This is a genomic window from Streptomyces sp. NPDC007917, from assembly GCF_042959105.1.
GTDB lineage: Bacteria > Actinomycetota > Actinomycetes > Streptomycetales > Streptomycetaceae > Streptomyces.
The window spans coordinates 98,979-117,612 of the sequence record NZ_JBIBKK010000021.1; the positions used below are offsets into that span (position 1 = coordinate 98,979).

At 71.6% G+C, this 18,634-nt stretch carries 22 protein-coding genes, 1 tRNA gene and 1 riboswitch; of the genes, 15 read left to right on the plus strand and 8 right to left on the minus strand.

Annotation, left to right across the window (positions count from 1 at the left end; genetic code table 11):
- Window positions 1–10: 10 nt before the first annotated feature.
- Window positions 11–1,531, minus strand: coding sequence for a DUF2867 domain-containing protein (locus tag ACFZDL_RS33080; RefSeq protein ID WP_353590266.1), 1,521 nt, complete (start codon window positions 1,529–1,531; stop codon window positions 11–13).
- Window positions 1,532–1,802: 271 nt separating this feature from the next.
- Between ACFZDL_RS33080 and ACFZDL_RS33085 the strand changes: the two genes are divergently transcribed.
- The 4 genes from ACFZDL_RS33085 (at window position 1,803) to ACFZDL_RS33100 (ending at window position 3,932) form a co-directional block, all read left to right on the plus strand.
- Window positions 1,803–2,159, plus strand: a complete 357-nt coding sequence (locus ACFZDL_RS33085; RefSeq protein WP_353590265.1) for a PRC-barrel domain-containing protein — start codon at window positions 1,803–1,805, stop codon at window positions 2,157–2,159.
- Between the two features lie 30 nt (window positions 2,160–2,189).
- On the plus strand, window positions 2,190–2,357 hold the full coding sequence (locus tag ACFZDL_RS33090) for a hypothetical protein (RefSeq protein ID WP_353590264.1): 168 nt from the start codon (window positions 2,190–2,192) through the stop codon (window positions 2,355–2,357).
- 28 nt (window positions 2,358–2,385) lie between these two features.
- Window positions 2,386–2,530: riboswitch (TPP riboswitch) on the minus strand.
- A gap of 282 nt (window positions 2,531–2,812) precedes the next feature.
- Window positions 2,813–3,109, plus strand: coding sequence for a type II toxin-antitoxin system VapB family antitoxin (locus tag ACFZDL_RS33095; protein ID WP_003986294.1), 297 nt, complete (start codon window positions 2,813–2,815; stop codon window positions 3,107–3,109).
- Window positions 3,110–3,245: 136 nt separating this feature from the next.
- Entirely contained in the window at window positions 3,246–3,932 is a 687-nt protein-coding gene (locus ACFZDL_RS33100) for a LytR C-terminal domain-containing protein (RefSeq protein ID WP_353590263.1), read from the plus strand.
- Between the two features lie 118 nt (window positions 3,933–4,050).
- Here ACFZDL_RS33100 and upp read toward each other — a convergent pair whose 3' ends face one another.
- Window positions 4,051–4,686, minus strand: a complete 636-nt coding sequence (upp, locus tag ACFZDL_RS33105) for a uracil phosphoribosyltransferase (RefSeq protein WP_353590262.1) — start codon at window positions 4,684–4,686, stop codon at window positions 4,051–4,053.
- 272 nt (window positions 4,687–4,958) lie between these two features.
- Between upp and ACFZDL_RS33110 the strand changes: the two genes are divergently transcribed.
- The 3 genes from ACFZDL_RS33110 to ACFZDL_RS33120 all read left to right on the plus strand — a co-directional run bounded on the left by ACFZDL_RS33110 (window position 4,959) and on the right by ACFZDL_RS33120 (window position 6,213).
- Entirely contained in the window at window positions 4,959–5,495 is a 537-nt protein-coding gene (locus ACFZDL_RS33110; RefSeq protein WP_353590261.1) for a hypothetical protein, read from the plus strand.
- An 82-nt stretch (window positions 5,496–5,577) separates the two neighbouring features.
- A complete protein-coding gene (tadA, locus tag ACFZDL_RS33115) occupies window positions 5,578–6,084 on the plus strand; it encodes a tRNA adenosine(34) deaminase TadA (RefSeq protein ID WP_353590260.1) in 507 nt (168 codons plus the stop codon).
- Window positions 6,085–6,126: 42 nt separating this feature from the next.
- Window positions 6,127–6,213, plus strand: a tRNA-Ser gene (locus ACFZDL_RS33120).
- 110 nt (window positions 6,214–6,323) lie between these two features.
- Here the strand turns inward: ACFZDL_RS33120 and ACFZDL_RS33125 are convergent.
- Together ACFZDL_RS33125 and ACFZDL_RS33130 are read right to left on the minus strand one after the other, a co-directional pair.
- A complete protein-coding gene (locus tag ACFZDL_RS33125) occupies window positions 6,324–6,548 on the minus strand; it encodes a hypothetical protein (RefSeq protein WP_353590259.1) in 225 nt (74 codons plus the stop codon).
- A 73-nt stretch (window positions 6,549–6,621) separates the two neighbouring features.
- On the minus strand, window positions 6,622–6,762 hold the full coding sequence (locus ACFZDL_RS33130; RefSeq protein ID WP_353590258.1) for a hypothetical protein: 141 nt from the start codon (window positions 6,760–6,762) through the stop codon (window positions 6,622–6,624).
- Between the two features lie 210 nt (window positions 6,763–6,972).
- Here ACFZDL_RS33130 and ACFZDL_RS33135 point away from each other — a divergent pair, with 210 nt between their 5' ends.
- Window positions 6,973–7,251: an MMPL family transporter gene (locus tag ACFZDL_RS33135; protein ID WP_353590257.1), complete on the plus strand. Its 279-nt coding sequence runs from the start codon at window positions 6,973–6,975 to the stop codon at window positions 7,249–7,251.
- On the opposite strand, the gene ACFZDL_RS33140 is transcribed toward ACFZDL_RS33135, so the two are convergent.
- Entirely contained in the window at window positions 7,248–8,474 is a 1,227-nt protein-coding gene (locus ACFZDL_RS33140; RefSeq protein ID WP_353590256.1) for an amidohydrolase family protein, read from the minus strand. The genes ACFZDL_RS33135 and ACFZDL_RS33140 overlap by 4 nt on opposite strands.
- Window positions 8,475–8,675: 201 nt before the next feature.
- Window positions 8,676–9,167, minus strand: coding sequence for an Hsp20/alpha crystallin family protein (locus ACFZDL_RS33145; RefSeq protein WP_353590255.1), 492 nt, complete (start codon window positions 9,165–9,167; stop codon window positions 8,676–8,678).
- Between the two features lie 84 nt (window positions 9,168–9,251).
- Here ACFZDL_RS33145 and ACFZDL_RS33150 point away from each other — a divergent pair, with 84 nt between their 5' ends.
- Entirely contained in the window at window positions 9,252–10,244 is a 993-nt protein-coding gene (locus tag ACFZDL_RS33150; RefSeq protein ID WP_353590254.1) for a universal stress protein, read from the plus strand.
- On the opposite strand, the gene ACFZDL_RS33155 is transcribed toward ACFZDL_RS33150, so the two are convergent.
- On the minus strand, window positions 10,214–11,239 hold the full coding sequence (locus ACFZDL_RS33155) for a 6-phosphofructokinase (RefSeq protein WP_353590461.1): 1,026 nt from the start codon (window positions 11,237–11,239) through the stop codon (window positions 10,214–10,216). The genes ACFZDL_RS33150 and ACFZDL_RS33155 overlap by 31 nt on opposite strands.
- Window positions 11,240–11,481: 242 nt before the next feature.
- Here ACFZDL_RS33155 and ACFZDL_RS33160 point away from each other — a divergent pair, with 242 nt between their 5' ends.
- The 4 genes from ACFZDL_RS33160 to ACFZDL_RS33175 all read left to right on the plus strand — a co-directional run bounded on the left by ACFZDL_RS33160 (window position 11,482) and on the right by ACFZDL_RS33175 (window position 14,826).
- Window positions 11,482–11,646: a hypothetical protein gene (locus tag ACFZDL_RS33160; protein ID WP_179285724.1), complete on the plus strand. Its 165-nt coding sequence runs from the start codon at window positions 11,482–11,484 to the stop codon at window positions 11,644–11,646.
- 144 nt (window positions 11,647–11,790) lie between these two features.
- Window positions 11,791–12,624, plus strand: coding sequence for an RNA polymerase sigma factor SigF (locus tag ACFZDL_RS33165; RefSeq protein WP_353590253.1), 834 nt, complete (start codon window positions 11,791–11,793; stop codon window positions 12,622–12,624).
- Window positions 12,625–12,812: 188 nt separating this feature from the next.
- Entirely contained in the window at window positions 12,813–13,643 is an 831-nt protein-coding gene (locus tag ACFZDL_RS33170; RefSeq protein ID WP_353590252.1) for an RNA polymerase sigma factor SigF, read from the plus strand.
- Window positions 13,644–13,953: 310 nt separating this feature from the next.
- The gene (locus ACFZDL_RS33175; RefSeq protein WP_353590251.1) at window positions 13,954–14,826 is read left to right on the plus strand and encodes a hypothetical protein; all 873 of its coding nucleotides are present in this window, start codon (window positions 13,954–13,956) and stop codon (window positions 14,824–14,826) included.
- Between the two features lie 86 nt (window positions 14,827–14,912).
- Here the strand turns inward: ACFZDL_RS33175 and ACFZDL_RS33180 are convergent, their stop codons facing one another.
- On the minus strand, window positions 14,913–15,119 hold the full coding sequence (locus ACFZDL_RS33180; RefSeq protein ID WP_353590250.1) for a hypothetical protein: 207 nt from the start codon (window positions 15,117–15,119) through the stop codon (window positions 14,913–14,915).
- 218 nt (window positions 15,120–15,337) lie between these two features.
- Here ACFZDL_RS33180 and ACFZDL_RS33185 point away from each other — a divergent pair, with 218 nt between their 5' ends.
- Both ACFZDL_RS33185 and ACFZDL_RS33190 read left to right on the plus strand, forming a co-directional pair.
- Window positions 15,338–15,823 carry a MarR family transcriptional regulator gene (locus ACFZDL_RS33185; protein WP_353590249.1) on the plus strand — a complete coding sequence of 162 codons (486 nt, stop codon included), beginning with the start codon at window positions 15,338–15,340 and terminating at the stop codon, window positions 15,821–15,823.
- A 7-nt stretch (window positions 15,824–15,830) separates the two neighbouring features.
- Window positions 15,831–18,473: an MFS transporter gene (locus ACFZDL_RS33190; RefSeq protein ID WP_353590248.1), complete on the plus strand. Its 2,643-nt coding sequence runs from the start codon at window positions 15,831–15,833 to the stop codon at window positions 18,471–18,473.
- Window positions 18,474–18,634 lie beyond the last annotated feature (161 nt).

Sequence of the window (18,634 nt, forward strand, 5' to 3'; positions counted from 1 at the left end):
TCACCCACGCTCAGCCGGGCACGGCCGCGTGCGCCTCGGCCCGGGCGGCGACGTTCCGGGCCATGCCGTCGAAGACCAGACCGCCGCAGGCCGCGCCGGTCCAGCCGCACAACTGGCCGGTCAGCCCGTGCGGTTCGAAGACGGCGTGCTGCCGGTACACCGCGCCGCCCGCCCCGTCCCCGCCCACGGAGATCTCCAGCCAGGCCGGTCCGGGCAGTGGCAGTTCGGACCTGAGCCGCAGCCGGCGCCGCGGCTCCACCTCCTCCACCCGCCAGAAGCGCAGCCGGTCCCCGGCCCGCAGCGGCACCGCCTCCCGGCGGCCCAGGTGCAGGCCCACACCGCCGACCACCGTGTCCAGCCAGCCGTAGAGCGCCCAGGCGGGCGGCAGGGACTGCCAGCGCCGCCCGCGCGCGATCCCCTCCACCGCCTGCCAGAGCTCATCCGGCGCCGCGTCCACCACCCGCTCGCGGTGGTCGACGCGGCGGCTGCCGCCCGTCCAGGGCGGGTCCGTCGGCAGCGGGTCGCTCGGCTCGGGCGGCGCGGCAGGCGGCCGCAGCGCCAGCCGCAGCGCCTGGTCCAGGGAGAGCGGGCCGCCCGGAGGGCCGGCCGGCCACCCGTCCGGGGAGCCGCCCGAAGGCATCGGGACATACCGGGTGATGTCCCCCTCCCGGCAGACCACTTCATGCCGCAGCGACTCCACCAACGGGCGGGCGAGGGCGCCCGGCACGGGCGTGACCAGGCCGACCCACAGACTGGAGAGGCGTGGGGTGAGCACCGGCACGGGGATCACCAGCCGCCGCGGCAGCCGGGCGACGGCCGCGTACTGCCGCATCATCTCGCGGTAGGTGACCACGTCCGGCCCGCCGATGTCGAAGGCGCGGTTCACCTCGTACGGCAGCCGGGCGCAGCCCACCAGCAGCCGGAGCACATCGCGGACGGCGATCGGCTGGGTCCGGGTGCGCACCCAGCGCGGGGTGACCATCACCGGGAGCCGTTCGGTCAGATGGCGCAGCATCTCGAACGAAGCCGAACCCGAGCCGATGATCACACCGGCCCGCAGTACGGCCGTGGGCACCCCCGACGCCAGCAGAACGCGGCCCACCTCGGCCCGCGAGCGCAGATGGGGCGAGAGTTCGCGCTCGGGCACCCCGGAGGGGGTCAGCCCGCCGAGGTAGACGATCCGCCGCACCCCGGCGGCGCGCGCCTGCTCCCCGAAGACCCGGGCCGCCCGGCGGTCGGTCTCCTCGAAGCCGGGGCCGGTCCCCAGCGAGTGCACCAGGTAGTACGCGACGTCCACGCCCTCCATCGCCGCCCGCACGGACCGCGCGTCGGTCACATCCCCGCGCGCCTGTTCCACCCGCGCCGCCCAGGGGTGCCGGCGCAGCTTGTCGGGCGAGCGGACCAGGCAGCGCACCGTGTGCCCGGCCGCCAGCAGCTCGGGCACCAGCCTGCTGCCGATGTAGCCGGTCGCTCCCGTGACCAGGCAGCGCGGCGGCGGGGACGAGGGGCCGAGGTTGTGGCGATCTGCCATACCGGACTCCGTGACTGACTCCGTGACCGATCTCAGTCACGGATCTCCGTGACGGATCTCCGTGACTGCGAGACTCCGTGGCCGGTGACCGTGGCCGGTGACCGTGGCCGGTGACCGCGCGGCCGCGCGGCTCCATCGCCTCCCCCGTGCCATCGCCTCCCCCCCTGCCATGCTCCGGGCCTCCGTCGGGCGGCGCAACCGCCGGGCGCGTGGAGTGGCCGCCCGGCGGAGGCCGTCGGAGGATGAGAGCAGGCGATGTTTGGAGGGCACGGTGTTCGAGGCCGACGACATCCGGAAATGGCGTGACCGCGACGTAGTGGACAGCCGCGGCCGCAAGATCGGCACGCTGGAGTCGATCTATGTGGACACCGCCACCGACAAGCCGGCCTTCGCGACGATCACGGTCGGCATGCCGACCCGGCGGCGGCTGGTGTTCGTGCCGCTCGAGGGCGCGAAGGTGGGCCCGGGGTACCTCAAGGTCACTTATCCCAGGGATCAGGTGCGCGACGCCCCGTCCATCGGGACCGACGCGGTGCTGCCCGCCACCGAGGAAGAGGCGGTCTTCAGGCACTACGAGCTGAGCTATCAGCCGGGCACCGGCGGCGAGCGGCGGCTGGCCCGCCCCTGAGCCGCCCGCCCCTGAGCGGGAGAGGGCGAGATGACGCTGTTCTGGCTGCTGCTCCTGGCGGCCGTCGCGCTCGGGATCACCGGGGCGGTCGTCAACGGGCTGCTCTACCTGCTGATCATCGGCGTGGTCGTCTTCCTCGCCGACATGGTCTTCCTCGGCACGCGGCTGCACCATGGCGGCCGGCGCCCGGCCCGCTGACCCGCCCCGCCCAAATCCGGGCAGAACAAAACCTGCGAGGTGGGCTCCCTTCGCCGGCATTGTCCGGATCAGGTCTTGGAGGTCGCCATCCGGTCTCCCCGACCTTCTGGCCTCTCAGCCCGACCATCTAGGACGCGTCCATTCCGGAGAACCGACATCCTCCGTTCAGAAGAACCTGAGTCCTTTCTTCCTGGAGAACCGCTGTTCCCTTTCCAGAACGTGTCTCCGGTCGAAGCTCCCTCGCTCGCCCCGCAGGCTGTTAATTACGTTACTCCCGCACCTTCTGTGCGACTAGTCCCGCTCAAACATTTTTTCCCGATTTGCCGACTTTTTCGCTTCTGCCCCCTCGCGGCGGCCCCAGGAACGGGCCCGGGGCGGGCGCGCGGCGAGCGAAGCCACCCGGGACTCCCGTGCCTTGGCTGCGCCGGGTGCCGCTTGCCCGGTAGGCTTTCCGTGTGATCTTCAAGCGCATCGGAAACGGTCGGCCGTACCCCGACCACGGCCGGGAAAGCACCCGCCAGTGGGCGGATGTCGCCCCACGCCCGGTACGTCTTGACCAGCTGGTCACCACGAAGCAGCAGCTCGACCTCGAGACGCTGCTCGCGGAGGACTCGACGTTCTACGGGGACCTCTTCGCCCATGTCGTGAAGTGGCAGGGCGATCTGTATCTGGAGGACGGGCTGCACCGCGCCGTGCGCGCCGCGCTCCAGCAGCGCCAGGTGCTGCACGCGCGCGTCCTGGAGCTCGGCTGACCGGCCGGCCACCTCCCGGCCCCACCCGCTCGCCGCACACCTCCCCGACGGGCCCGTTGGCCCTTTCGGGTTGGGCTGCGCGGCAACCATTGATCATTTAGTAGGCATCGTCACCGAGCCGCACTACGCTGCGCCTATGAGCATGCTCACCCCTCCCGGCATGGGCGGAAAGTACCGCATCACGGGCAACCGTTACCCGCGTATGCGCCGACCCCGAGGCCGCCGTCGGCTCGTGTTCGCCGCGATGGGTGCGGTCGTCGCCCTCGGCCTGGTCGGCTGGGGAACGATCCAGCTCATCGACGTGTTCTCGGGCGGCGACGACAAGACGGTGCGCTCGGCGCGGGGCACGGCGGACTGCAAACGCGAGCCCGCGGCGGACCACAACAAGACCGGCAAGGCAGACAAGGCCGGCAAGGCCGCGCGCGCGGCCCAGAAGGCCCCGAAGTCGCTGCCCAAGCCCGCCGAGATCACCGTCAACGTCTACAACGCCACCCCGCGCACGGGGCTGGCCAAGGACACCGCCGACGAGCTGCGGAAACGCGGCTTCAAGATCGGCAAGGTGGGCAATGCGCCCGCCTCGTACGACAAGAAGGTCAAGGCCCCCGGCATACTGCTCGGCGCCCCGGCGGCCACCAACGGGCCCTTCGACGTGCTCGCCACCCAGCTCGCCGGCGCCCAGACCAAGAACGACGGGCGCTCGGGCAAGGACGTCGACCTGATCATCGGGACCGGCTTCAAGAACCTCGTCAAGGAGAGGGACGCCGTCAAGGCACTGGCCGCCCTGACCTCACCGAAGCCGTCGCCCTCCGCCCCGGCCTGCTGACGCCCCGGCCTGCTGACGCCCCGGCCCGCCGCCCGGCGGGCTCAGGGCCGGACCGCGCCGGCCAGGCCGCTCGGGCCGTTCAGGCCACCCCGGCCGCTCGGGTCACCCGGGCCGCCGCTCAGTCGGCCGTCCCGTACATCCGGTCCCCGGCGTCACCGAGCCCGGGGACGATGTACCCGTTCTCGTTCAGCCGCTCGTCGACCGAGGCGGTGACCACCGTGACGGGCGCGCCCGCCAGCTCGCGCTCCATGGTCTCCACACCCTCGGGCGCGGCCAGCAGGCACAGGGCGGTGACATCGTCGGCGCCGCGCGCTATCAGCTCCCTGATCGCCGCGACGAGCGTCCCGCCGGTCGCCAGCATCGGGTCCAGCACATACACCTGACGGCCGGAAAGGTCCTCGGGCATCCGCGTCGCGTACGTCGACGCCTGCAGCGTCTCCTCGTCGCGGATCATGCCCAGGAAGCCGACCTCGGCGGTCGGCAGCAGCCGCACCATGCCGTCCAGCATCCCCAGACCCGCCCGCAGGATCGGCACCACCAAGGGGCGCGGATGAGACAGCCGCACCCCGGTCGTCGCCGTCACCGGGGTCTCGATGTCGACCTGTTCGGTGCGCACGTCCCTGGTCGCCTCGTAGGCGAGCAGGGTGACCAGTTCGTCGGCGAGCCGCCGGAAAGTGGGGGAATCGGTGCGCCTGTCGCGCAGCGTGGTGAGTTTGTGCGCCACCAGCGGGTGGTCGACGACATGGATCCGCATGGCATCGACAGTAACCGAGGGCGGCGACACCCACGCCGCCCGGCCGCCCTTCCGGCGGTGCGCCGGGCGGGCCGGAGGCGCCAGGTGCCGCCCCCGCGGACGTTCCGCTGGTGAGGCCCACGGCGGGCGCCCTACCGGTCGGTTTCGGTCCGCGTGAGTTACATCTCTTTGGACTGGCGCACGACGCAGCGCGGAAGACCTCTCGCGATGCGATGGTTTCTGTCACGATTCCGATTGGGGTGGGGCACTGTCCCGCCCGCCCCGGCACGCCTATGACCAGTGGGAGAGTCACGGTGTACTTCGCCGCATTGCTCGCGCGCACCGCAGAAGGGTGGGAAGCGAGCGACACAGAGCTCGATGACGTGGAGACCCTGACGGATCTGATCGAACTGGCCCGTGAGGCCTCAGACGACGACACGGTGCTGGCCTTCATCGAGCACGAAGACGCGTGGTTCGGCGTCGTCCGCGTGGACGGCGAGGAGGACCCGCACATCTATGTATCGGACGCCGCCGCGGCCGCCCGCAGCTCGTACGGCCAGATGCTCACCGACGAGTTGCTCGGCCGGGGCCCCGACGAGGATCTGGACAGCCTCGTCGACCTGGACGGCACCGAGGACGGTGAGCCCGACGCGCACGACGACGAGGACGCCGACGACGCACCGGTCCCGGCGGGCCCGCTCGGTGACGCCGACATCCTCGCCGACCTGGGCATGGACGAGAAGGAGCTGAAGGCCCTGGACGGGGACGCGCTCGAATCCATCGCCGACATGCTGGGCTGCAGCATGGAGGGGCTGGAGGCGGTGCGCTGACCGCGGCCGGCCCAGGGCCCGCCGACAAGGGGACCGCCCTTCGACGGCAGACCCGGGCCGCGCCGTCGCCCACACTGGTGCCATGACCGATCCGCTGTCCGGCCTCGTCTCCGGTCCCGCCCCCGACCCCCTCCGCGACCCCTGGCGCGCGCCGATGCGCCTCGCGCTGGAGGAGGCGGCGCGGGCGCCGGAGACGGGCGACGTGCCGGTCGGCGCCGTCGTACTGGGCCCGGACGGCTCCCCCCTCGGCCGCGGCCGCAACGAGCGCGAAGCCCACGGCGACCCCACCGCCCACGCCGAGGTCCTCGCGCTCCGCGACGCCGCCGGCCGCCTCGGCGGCTGGCGCCTGACCGGCTGCACGCTCGTGGTGACCCTCGAGCCCTGCACCATGTGCGCGGGCGCGATCGTCCTGTCCCGCCTGGACCGCGTGGTCTACGGCGCCACGGACGACAAGGCCGGCGCCGTCGGCTCCCTGTGGGACGTCGTCCGCGACCGCCGCCTCAACCACCGCCCCGAGGTCGTCTCCGGCGTCCTCGCAGACCAGTGCGCCGCCCTCCTCACCGCGTTCTTCCGCGCCCCTCGCCCATAACCGATTTCAAAGTACGCCGGGCCGTCCGCTAAGCTCTCTCTCGGTAGCGTGTCCGAGCGGCCTAAGGAGCACGCCTCGAAAGCGTGTGAGGGGGCAACTCCTCCGTGGGTTCAAATCCCACCGCTACCGCTCTGCAGTACGAGAAGGGCCCAGCCTGCTCACGTGAGTAGGCTGGGCCCTTCTCGTGCGCCCGGTTTCCGACTCGTCGAGGGGCGCGCCCCGCCGCCGGTCATGTGCCGCTACGCCGCGGGCCAGTCGTCGGGGCCGCCGCCGTGCCACTCGATGAGCCGCGGGTCGTCGATGCGGGTTTCCTCGGCCATTAGGCCCGCGCGGCGCAGCACGCCGCGCAGTTCGTCGGCGCTGACGACGACTCCGACGTCCTCGCCGTCGATCACGACGCGGCGGCGCCCGTCGAGCGGCTCGTCCACCACCACACGGGGCCGGTCACTGGTCTTGTCCTCCATATGACCAGCGTCGCCATGACCGGCGCCGCCCGCACCTCGGGTCCGGCGGGCGGGTGGCCCGGGCGGGTGAGGATCAGCCGTGTGGGCCCGGGGCGGGCGGTGGCGTGGGGGCGTCGTGGAAGAGTTCGGCGGAGTGGTGGACCTGGGCCAGGCGGCGGAGCGCGACGAGGAGCGCGTCGCCGAGGATGTTACCGAGGATCACGGCCTCGGCCATGCCGTCGATGTCGGGGCGGCGGCGGACGAGGTCCAGGTCGGTCGCGGCGATGGCGTCGGCGGCGCGGGCGTAGTCGTCGAGCCGGTCGACGAACTCGTGCAGGCCCAGCCCCGGGGACCGAGGCGCGGTTCACCGGTATGCCCGCCTCGCGGGTCGACATCGTCGACATGATCGGCGAGCGGGCCGCTCGGCTTCGAGGCGATCGGCGCCGTGGACGCGAACTTCCCCGTCCTCATCGTCGCCATCGCCTTCGGACTGGCCATGGACTACCAGGTCTTCCTGCTCTCCCGGGTCCGCGAGCGCTATCTGGCCACCGGTGACCCGGCCGAGTCCACGGCCACCGCGCTGCAGCGCACCGCCGGGACCATCACCAGCGCCGGGCTGCTGCTCGCCGTGCTCGGCCTGCTCGGCCACCGCGCCTGGCGCGGGCAGGCCCCGTCACACGAGGAGCACCGGGCCGTCCCCGCCCTGGAGCCCCAGGGCCGTTAGCCCACGCGGTCCTTGTCGAAGTCCAGGTCGAGCATGCGGATCGCGTTGCCCCGAAGGATCTTGTAGACGGTCTCCGGCGGCAGCCCGGTCACATGCTCGGCCGCGACCCGCTTGGTGTGCGGCCAGGTCGAGTCGACGTGCGGATAGTCGGTCTCGAAGGTCGCGTTGTCGACGCCGACGGCCTCCAGCGAGGCGACCCCGTGCTTGTCGCGGAAGAAGCAGCAGAAGATCTGCCGGTAGTAGTACGTGGACGGCGGATCCGGGATCAGATCGCGCACCCCGCCCCAGGCCCGGTGCTCCTCCCAGACGTCGTCCGCGCGCTCCAGGGCGTAGGGGATCCAGCCCATCTGGCCCTCGGCGTACGCGAGCTTCAGCCGCGGGAAGCGCACCAGGACGCCGCTGAAGAGGAAGTCCATCATCGACGCCATGGCGTTGTTGAAGCTCAGGGCCGCCTGGACGGCCGGCGGGGCGTCCGGGGAGGCGGCGGGCATCTGGGAGGACGACCCGATGTGCATGCACACGACCGTGCCCGTCGCCTCGCACTCGGCGAAGAAGGGGTCCCAGTAGCCGCTGTGGATGCTCGGCAGCCCCAGGTAGGTGGGGATCTCGCTGAACGTCACGGCGCGCACGCCGCGGGCCGCGTTCCGGCGGATCTCCTGGACCGCCAGCTTCACGTCCCACAGCGGGATCAGGCACAGCGGGATCAGCCGCCCGCCGCTGTCCCCGCACCACTCCTCCACCATCCAGTCGTTGTACGCCCGCACGCACGCCAGGCCGACCTCCTTGTCCTCGGCCTCGGCGAAGGTCTGGCCGCAGAAGCGCGGAAAGGTCGGGAAGCACAGCGAGGCCTCGACATGGTTCATCTCCATGTCCGCGACCCTGGCCCTGGGGTCCCAGCAGCCGCGCCGCATCTGGTCGCGGGTGATGCCTTCGAGGGTCATCTCGTCGCGCGAGAAGCCGACGGCCGCGATGATCCGCTTGTACGGGAAGAGCAGCCCCTCGTAACTCCACCAGTCGGTCGGCGGGCCGTCCGGGTCGGTGGTGATCCGGTACTTGCCGCCGATGTAGGCCAGCTCGCCGATCCCGGCGGTCAGGGGCTTGGGGCCGCGGTCCCGGTACTTGGCGGGCAGCCAGGTGTCGAAGAGGTGCGCGGGCTCGATCACGTGGTCGTCCACGCTGATGACCATGGGCAGTTCGGTTGCGCCGTTCGTCTCGCCAGTCATGCCGTCCTCTCCCCTGGCGTCCGGCGGGACCGGACGCCCACTCATCTGACGGTCCGTCAGCTGGAGAGTACGGAGTCAGGCATCAACCAGCAAGAGAAACCGGCAAGGGATACGGGGCAGGCGCGGGCGGCGGGAGCCCGTGCGCGCCCCGCCGCCGGCTTCCGCGCCCGCCCCGCCGCCGAATACCGCGCGCCCGCCGCCCTACGGCGCGCCGCCGGTGATCTCGACGCGGCGCGGCTTGGCGGCCTCCGCCTTCGGAATGGTCAGGCCGAGGATTCCGTCGGCCAGCCTGGCGCTCACCTTGTCGGTGTTCACCTCGCCGGGCAGCGTCATACGGAACTCGAACCGGCCGGTGCGGCGCGTGCTGCGGCGCAGCACCCCGGGGCGCTCCGGCTGCCTCAGCTCACCGGAGACGGTCAGCTCCCGCGCGCGGACCTCGATGTCGATGTCCTCCCGGCGGGCGCCGGGCAGCTCGAGCTCGACCACGTACGCCTCGCCGCCCTCGGTCACCTCGACCGGCGGCGTCCACGCCCGTTCCGCCACGGCGGGCGGCACGGCACCGCCGACGGCGGATTCCAGCAGCGTGCCCATCTGGTCGAAGAGCTCGTCGAACTCCGCCAGCGGGTTCCGCCATCCGGAGAGCCGCTGTTCGACCGGCAAACCGGCTCGTCCTCGTCGTACGGGCACGCTCATCCCCGGTCACCTTCCCTTCTCGGCCCGCTATTACGGATATTTGCCTCATACCTAGACTAAATGAGGCAACAGGAAGGAGTCCCGATGAGCGGCAGCCCCGTGGTGGCCGGAGTCGACGGTTCCGAGCGCAGTCTGGCAGCGGCCGACTGGGCCGCCCGGGAAGCGCTGGACCGAGCGGTTCCGCTGCTGCTCCTGCACGCCTCCCCGCCGCTTCCGCCCCGGATCACCCCGGTGCCGGGCGCGGACGCCTGGGAACACGTCGGCGAGCAGATGATCCGGCAGGCCGCGACGGACCTCGCCGAGCGCCATCCGGGCCTGGAGGTGACCGGCGGGCATGTCGCCGAGGCCGCGGACGAGGCCCTGCTCACGGCGGCGGGGAGCGCGGGGCTCATGGTCGTGGGGGCGCGCGGCTGGGGCGGCTTCGACGGGCTGACGGTGGGGTCCGTGGCGCTGCGGGTGGCGACGGCCGCCGACTGCCCGGTGGTGACGGTCCCCGAGGGGCCCGCGGCCGGGCGGGGCGCGGACAGGGAGGCCACGGGACCGCAGGCCACGGGACCGGAGGCCGCGGGAGGCGGGGAAGACGAGGCCGGGCAAGGCGAGGCCGGGGAAAGCGGGGAAGCCGAGGTCGTGGCCGCCCTCGACGCCCACGGCCACCTGGCCGAAACCGCCGAATTCGCCTTCCGCGCCGCCCTGGCGCGCGAGGCCCGGCTGCGCGTGGTGCACGCGTGGGCGCTGCCCGCCGCCGCTCCCTCCGCGTGGATGATCGGCGTCCTCGAGGAGGACCGCGGCATGTGGGAGGACCAGGAAGGCCAGGCGGTGGCCGACGCCCTGCGTCCCTGGCGTATGAGATATCCGCAGGTCGAGGTCTTCCCGGACGTCGTTCTGCTCAACCCGGCGCAGGCGCTGGTCAGATCGTCCGCGCGGGCGCTGCTGCTGGTCGTCGGCCGCCGTACGGCCGACCGGGTCGCCGAGCGGCACCTGGGGCCGGTCGCCCACGCCGTACTGCACCACGCCCCCTGTCCGGTCGCGGTGGTGCCGCACCCGGCTCAGCCGAAGAAGACGCCGAATTCCGCGTAGAGGGCCGGGTCCACGCCCTTGGTCCCCACCGTGACCTCGGACAGCGGTACGCGCACGACGTCCGTGCCGCGCAGCGCGACCATCGTGCCGAAGTCCCGCTCGTACACCGCGTCGATCGCGCGCAGCCCGAACCGCGTCGCCAGCCAGCGGTCGAAGGCGCTGGGGGTGCCGCCGCGCTGGATGTGTCCGAGGACCGTGGTGCGGGCCTCCTTGCCCGTGCGGTCGGCGATCTCCCGCGCCAGCCACTCCCCGATGCCGGACAGCCGCACATGGCCGAACTCGTCGAGCGAGGAGTCCTTCACCACCATCTGGCCCTCCTTCGGAACCGCGCCCTCGGCCACCACGACGATCGGGGCGTACCGGATCTTGAAGCGGTCCTCCACCCATGCGCAGACCTGGTCCACGTCGAACGGCTGCTCGGGGATGAGGATGACGTTGGCGCCGCCCGCGATGCCGGAGTGCAGGGCGATCCAGCCCGCGTGCCGGCCCATCACCTCGACGACCAGCGTCCGGGTGTGCGACTCGGCGGTGGTGTGCAGCCGGTCGATGGCCTCGGTCGCGATGTTGACCGCGGTGTCGAAGCCGAAGGTGTAGTCGGTACCGGTGACGTCGTTGTCGATGGTCTTGGGCACGCCGACCACGTCGATCCCCTCGTCCGCCAGCGCCGCGCCGACGCCGAGCGTGTCCTCGCCGCCGATCGCGATGAGCGCGTCGACCCCGTACGCCTCCAGGTTCCCCCGCACCCGGGCCACCCCGTCCTCGCTCCCCAGCGGATTGGTCCGGGAGGAGCCGAGGATGGTCCCGCCGCGCGGGAGGATGCCGCGTACGGCGGGGATGTCCAGCGGCACGATCCCGCCCTCCAGGGCGCCGCGCCAGCCGTCCCGCACGCCGACGAACTCGAAGCCGCGCTCCTGTACACCCTTGCGGACGATCGCCCGGATCGCCGCGTTGAGCCCCGGGCAGTCGCCACCACCGGTCAGCACACCGACCCGCATCTGAGCCCCGTGCATCTGAGCCCCCTTCCGGCCGCTCGCCCGATCGATGCCCTTCCTTTCCAGAATCCACCTTTATGCACCGCTACGACCACCGTGCCCTGCGGTGCCCGCGTACGGGTACGGGGGAGGGGGAAGGGGCGCCGGGAGACACGAGTTGATTCGTAGGACTGATGAGACCACTGCGCCAAACGTGTGGATAGACTCACGCGACTGCACAGAGGTACGCGGGGAGGCAGCACGAGATGGCACAGGCGAAGAAAGTCGCGCTCTACATGCTCATCGTCTTCGTGCTGTACACGATCATCAACAGCCCGGCCCGCGCGGCGGACCTTGTCCAGGTGGGTTTCGAGGGCATATCGGACGCCGCCAAGAGCGTCGGCGAGTTCATGACAGAACTGGTCAACTGACCGGCACACCCCCTCACCCGCCCCACCCTTCGAACACCCGGCAACCCCACCACCAACACGTAGTAATGCGGTGCTTGCACACAGTGCACATGTCTTGTGATGCTATGACCGCTTTGCCGGGTGAGTACATCGTGAAGGGGTGGCGTGACCGTGTCAGCCCGTACCGCGCCCAGAACGCCGCCCCAGGGCGACGGCGGCAGCGACAGCGGCAGAAGCCGCGGGGCGGACGCCAGGGCGCTCACCCAGGTGCTGTTCGCCGAGCTCTCCCGGCTGACCCCCGGCACCCCCGAACACGCGCGCGTACGGGATGCGCTGATCGAGACCAATCTGCCGCTGGTGCGCTACGCCGCGGCCCGGTTCCGCAGCCGGAACGAGCCCATGGAGGACGTGGTCCAGGTCGGCACGATCGGACTGATCAACGCGATCGACCGGTTCGACCCGGAGCGCGGCGTGCAGTTCCCGACCTTCGCCATGCCGACCGTGGTCGGCGAGATCAAGCGCTACTTCCGCGACAACGTCCGCACCGTCCATGTGCCGCGCCGGCTGCATGAGCTGTGGGTGCAGGTCAACGGCGCGACCGAGGACCTGACGGTGCTGCACGGCCGGTCCCCCACCACGGCCGAGATCGCCGAACGGCTCGGGCTCGGCGAGGACGAGGTGCTGGCCTGCATCGAGGCCGGGCGCTCGTACCACGCGACCTCACTGGAGGCCGCCCAGGAGGGCGACGGGCTGCCGGGGCTGGTCGACCGGCTCGGCTATGAGGATCCGGCGCTCGCCGGAGTCGAGCACCGCGATCTGGTGCGGCACCTCCTCGTCCAACTGCCCGAGCGCGAGCAGCGCATCCTTTTGCTCCGTTACTACAGCAATCTGACTCAATCTCAGATCAGCGCCGAGCTCGGTGTCTCACAGATGCATGTCTCACGGCTGCTGTCCCGCAGCTTTGCCAGGCTCAGATCCGCAAACCGGATCGAGTCATAACCGGGACGGGGGACCCTCCCCTCACTCCTTCCGGGCGGTAATGTCGACATGGCGCTACAGCGTGTTGCCGACATGTGACATTCTGCAGGAACCGCGTTTGCCGCGGCCCGACCTCCGGTATTCAGGGGGAGGCTGCGTTCGACGCGACGAGCGCAGCTGGGATCCGTCCGCGACCCAAAGGGGGTGGCATGTCCGTAGAACTGGGCAGCTCGAAGGTGCTCACCAACGACGCACCGCACGTGCTCGACGACTGCGACGCCATCGACACCCGCACCCTCTCCCGCTCCCTGTTCCTGCGGCTCGCCGCCCTCGACCGGGACAGCGCGGAGCGCACCTATGTACGTGACACCCTCATCGAGCTGAACCTCCCGCTGGTGCGGTATGCGGCGGCCCGCTTCCGCAGCCGCAACGAGCCGATGGAGGACATCGTCCAGGTCGGCACGATCGGCCTGATCAAGGCGATCGACCGGTTCGACTGCGAGCGGGGCGTGGAGTTCCCGACCTTCGCCATGCCGACCGTCGTGGGCGAGATCAAGCGCTTCTTCCGCGACACCAGCTGGTCGGTGCGGGTGCCCCGGCGGCTCCAGGAGCTGCGCCTCGCCCTCACCAAGGCCAGCGACGAGCTGTCCCAGAAGCTCGACCGCTCCCCGACCGTCACCGAACTCGCCACCGCGCTCGGCGTCTCGGAGGAGGACGTGGTCGACGGGCTGGCGGTGGGCAACGCCTACACCGCCTCCTCGCTCGACTCCCCGTCCCCCGAGGACGACGGCGGCGAGGGGTCGCTGGCGGACCGGCTCGGCTACGAGGACAGCGCGCTCGAGGGCGTGGAGTACCGGGAGTCCCTCAAGCCGCTGCTGGCCAAACTCCCGCCGCGCGAGCGCCAGATCATCATGCTCCGCTTCTTCGCCAACATGACGCAGTCGCAAATCGGCGAAGAGGTCGGCATCTCCCAGATGCATGTCTCGCGGCTGCTGACGCGGACTCTGGCACAGCTGCGGGAAGGCCTCATCGCCGACTGAGGCACCGCTGGGGCACTGCCTGGGCGCTGACGGGGCACCACCGCACGCACCAGCGCACACCCCCCTGACGTGACGTCATCGGGCCGGTGCACGGCGCCGCACGACCCTGTACACCTGACGGGTCGTCAGCCACACTGGCCCGATGCGATACGCGTGGAGCCGGACAACTAAGTGGCCCCGGGGAAGTAGGGGTGGGTTCCCGCGTCGTCTGGTGCAGGGGGCACCTCCCAGCGGTAGCTGGGGGAGCATCGCAAGGCGGAGGATCGCCCTCGTACTGGGCGTACTTGGGCGACTCCGACAACGCGGCGAGGTGCCGTGCCAGGGGGCGCGGGGGCCTGCCCCTACTTCCCCGGGGTCGCTTAGCCGCCGGGGCACGGCGATCGCCTCCTCGGCGGCCGCGCTGTGCCTGGGCGCGCTGCTCAGCGGCTGCGCCGGCGGCGACGACGGATATCTCGCGGCCGAAGCGGCCGGGCCGGACGGGCCCCGGGCCACGTCCGCGCCGTCCGACGGCGGCGTGAAGCTGGTGCCGCTCGACGGCGACGGGACGGGAGACCGCACGGGAAAGGGCTCCGGCAAGGACTCCGGCCGCGGCGGCAAGGGGCGCTCCTCCGGGCCCGGGGGCACGAAGGCCCCGGACACCTCGCCCGGACGGGACGGGACCGCCGCGACGGGAGCGCCCGGGGAGTCGCCGGGGACGACGCCGGGACGGAAAGGCACCGACGACAGCCCAACCGGCGGCGGCGCTGACGGCACCTCCGGCGGGAGCGGTTCAGGCGGCTCCGGGCCCGCCGGTGGCTCCGGCGGCTCGGGAGGTACGGACGGCGGCTCGGCGCCCCCTCAGCCCACGCCCGGCTCGCCCTCCGCCCCGAGCGGCCCCGCCGAGCTGACGATCGGCCAGCTGGGGCGCGCGGCGGCCGACGACCGCTGGTGCGAGAAGGTCACCGTCGAGTTCCGCAACACCGGGGGTGCCCCGGTGACCTCGGGGACGATCACCTTCGCGACCCACATCATCGACGCCCTCGGCATCGACTGGGCGACGATCGAGTCGAAGCGCGGCCTGCCGGTGCCGATCCTGGCGGGCGGGAAGAAGGAGAAGACCTGGGAGGTGTGCGTGGACGACTGGCGGGTACCGCTGGGAATGCACATCGAGACCCAGGACGCCTCCGTCACATGGACGAAGTGATAGCCATGAGCGAAGCCTGAAGCAGGCCAGGGGCCTGAGCCGGAACGAGCGCCGGGCCCGGGCCGGGAACCAGGCCGGGGCCCGGGCTAGGCCAGGGCCAGCCAGGCGACGCCGGCGACGACGGCGATCGCGACGATCACGCCGACGATCACGCCGATGCGCGGGCCGCCGGAGGAAGCGGGAGCAGCCGCCCGCCGCTGCTGCTGACCGCCGTCGTCGACGAAGGCCCGGAACATCTGGGTCGAGCCGGCCGGGTCGTAGTTGCCCTCAGGACCTTGGGGGTTGTTCGCCATGGCCCACGACCCTAGCGAATGAGCGCATTCCCGCACACCCCCGGGCCCCACCGCCCCCGAACGCCCCGCTCGCCCCACCGGCCAGCCGCTTGACCACCCCCTGGGCGAGCCTTTGCGGGCAATTTACTCAGCGAAGCCCGATTTAATTTGCCTGCAGCAACTAACCACCTTATGGTTGCCCTAAGCAACCGATAGCCCCGATAGCACTGGGAGTCGCCATGGCCGCACGGAGTCAGTACGAGGAGCTGGCACGGCAACTCAGCGCCATCGGCACCGTCAAACGAGGGCTGTCGCGCGTCCTCCCCCCTGACTGCGCGGCCGGCTCGGCCGTCGTCCTGATGCTGCTCAACCGCTTCGGCGAAATGCGCATGAGCAAACTGGCGGAGCTGCTCGACATCGACATGTCGGTCACCAGCCGGCATGTCGCGCACGCCGCCGAACGCGGCTGGATCGACCGGAAGCCCGATCCGCAGGACCGGCGGTCCCGCCTGCTGAGCCTCAACGCAAGCGGCGAGAAGCTGCTCAGCGAGGTGTCCGAGCGCTACGCGCATGCCCTCGCCGCCGCTCTGAGCGACTGGTCCGACGACGACGTCGGCCGTCTCAACGAACTACTCGCCCGGCTGCGGACGAGCTTCGGCGACACCAGGTCCCGGGTTCCCCAGCTCCTGGACGAGAGCACCACCCGTACACCAACGCAACGATAGGAACTCCATGGCAACGACCACACCGGACGGCGGTGTGCGGGGACCCGCGGGGCACCCCGCCCACGCCAAGCACGGCGGCGGAGGTCACCGTGGTCACCACGGCCACGGCTCCGACCCGACGGCTCCGATGACCCACCGGCAGATCATGGAGGCGCTGTCCGGGCTGCTGCTCGGCATGTTCGTCGCGATCCTCTCCTCGACGATCGTCTCGAACGCCCTCCCGGAGATCATCGCGGACCTCCATGGCGGCCAGTCCGCGTACACCTGGGTGGTCACCGCCGCCCTGCTGTCGATGACCGCCACCACCCCGCTGTGGGGCAAGCTCTCCGACCTGTTCAGCAAGAAGCTCCTGGTCCAGATATCGCTGGTCATCTATGTGGCCGGCTCGGTGGTCGCCGGACTCTCGCAGAGCGCGGGCATGCTGATCGCCTGCCGCGTGGTGCAGGGCATCGGGGTGGGCGGTCTGTCGGCCCTCGCCCAGATCGTGATGGCCGCGATGATCTCCCCGCGCGAGCGCGGCCGCTACAGCGGCTACCTCGGCGCGACCTTCGCGGTGGCGACCGTCGGCGGCCCGCTGCTGGGCGGCGTGATCACCGACACCTCCTGGCTCGGCTGGCGCTGGTGCTTCTACGTCGGTGTGCCGTTCGCCGTCATCGCGCTGATCGTGCTGCAGAAGACCCTGAAGCTTCCGGTCGTGAAGCGCGAGGTCAAGGTCGACTGGAGCGGTGCGTTCTTCATCAGCGCCGCGGTCTCGCTGCTGCTGATCTGGGTGACCTTCGCGGGTGACAAGTACGACTGGCTCTCCTGGCAGACGTACGCGATGGTCGGCGGTTCGCTCGTCCTCGGACTGATCTTCCTCCTGGTCGAGAGCAAGGCCAGCGAGCCGATCATCCCGCTGCGGCTGTTCCGCAACAAGACCATCGCGCTGGCGTCGATCGCCTCGCTGTTCGTCGGTGTCGCGATGTTCGCCGGGACCGTCTTCTTCAGCCAGTACTTCCAGCTGGCGCGGGACAAGACGCCGACCATGTCCGGCATCCTGACCATCCCGATGATCGGCGGCCTGTTCGTCTCCTCGACCGTCTCCGGCCAGGTCATCACCAAGACAGGACGCTGGAAGGCCTGGCTGGTCACCGGCGGTGTGCTGGTGACCGCGGGCCTGGGGCTGCTGGGCACCATGCGGTACGACACGCCCTACTGGCACCTGGCCATCTTCATGGCGCTCATGGGCCTGGGCATCGGCATGATGATGCAGAACCTGGTGCTGGCCACCCAGAACCAGGTGGCCCCCCAGGACCTGGGCGCGGCCAGCGCCGTCGTCACCTTCTTCCGCTCCCTGGGCGGTGCGGTCGGCGTCTCGGCGCTCGGCGCCGTGCTCGGCAACCGGGTCACCGACTATGTCAAGGACGGCCTGGCCGAGCTCGGCCCCAAGGGCAAGGCACTGGCCCAGAGCGGCGCCGGTGGCGGCTCGATCCCCGACCCGGACAAGCTCCCGCAGCCGCTGCGCACCATCATGGAGAGCGCGTACGGACACGGCATCGCGGATGTCTTCCTGTACGCCTCGGGGGCCGCGCTGCTGGCCTTCCTCGTCACGGTGTTCATCAAGGAGGTCCCGCTGAAGACCCGGTCGGGCACCCAGGCGGCTTCTTCCGACTCCGCTGAATCCTCCGGTTCCTCCGACGAGGCCGCCCAGGCCGCGGCCCCGGCGGACCAGGCCCTGGCCACCAGCCCGGCGGCCGCCCTGGAGCAACTGGAGCCCGCGCTCGTGGGCGCGCCGTCCGCCGACTCGTCCGACATCTCGTCGGAGTACGCCCTGGCGGACACGGCCGCCACGCAGCGGCTCGCCGCGTACGCCTCCGCCGGTGACGGCGGCGACGACTACCGGCCCCGGCAGGGCGTGCACGGCTTTGTGCGGAACGCCGACCGCAGCGCGGTCCCGCGCGCCGCGGTCACGCTGATCTCGCTGAACGGGCGGCAGCTCGGCCGTTCGGTGGCGCACGTGGACGGCTCGTACGCCCTGGACGCCCCGGGCTCCGGCACCTACGTCCTGATCGCGGCCGCCGACGGCCACCAGCCGCAGGCGTCGACCGTGGTGGTCGGCGACGAACCGCTCGCCTTCGACGTCGTGCTGGCCGCGACCAGCGGCCTGGCGGGCACCGTGCGCGGCGCCGCCGACGGGCTGCCGGTCGAGGCGGCGATGGTCGTGGTCACCGATGTCCGCGGCGAGGTGCTGGCCACCGGCAAGACGGGTGAGCAGGGCGACTTCAGCTTCGATGAGCTGGTCCCCGGGACCTTCACGGTCGCGGTGAACGCCGCCGGCTTCCGGCCCGCCGCGCTGCCCGTCGAGGTCGGCGCCCAGGGTCTGACCCGGCTCGAGATCGCACTGCAGGCCGGTGCGCGGGTGCAGGGCGTGGTGCGGGCCGGGGCGGACCGGCGGCCACTGCCGGACGCGCGGGTCACGCTGGTGGACGCGGCCGGGAACGTGGTCGCCACCGCGACGACCGGGGAGGACGGGGCGTACGCCTTCACCGACCTGAACGCGGGCGACTACACGGTCATCGCGAGCGGCTACCCGCCGGTCGCGGGCGCGCTGGCGGTCCAGGGGCAGGGGGTCGACGGACACGACGTCGAGCTCGCCCATCCCCTGGATTGAAACGCCTGAAGGACCCCCGGGGCCGGGGCGCGTAGAGCGGAGACGCGCCCCGGCCCCGGCCGGGACGGCGGTTGAGCGCCGGGCCCGGAACCCGGATCCCGGCGGCGGTGTACAGCAGGTGGAGGGTAAACCTGCCAGGCAGGGGACGGCCTGACGCCGCC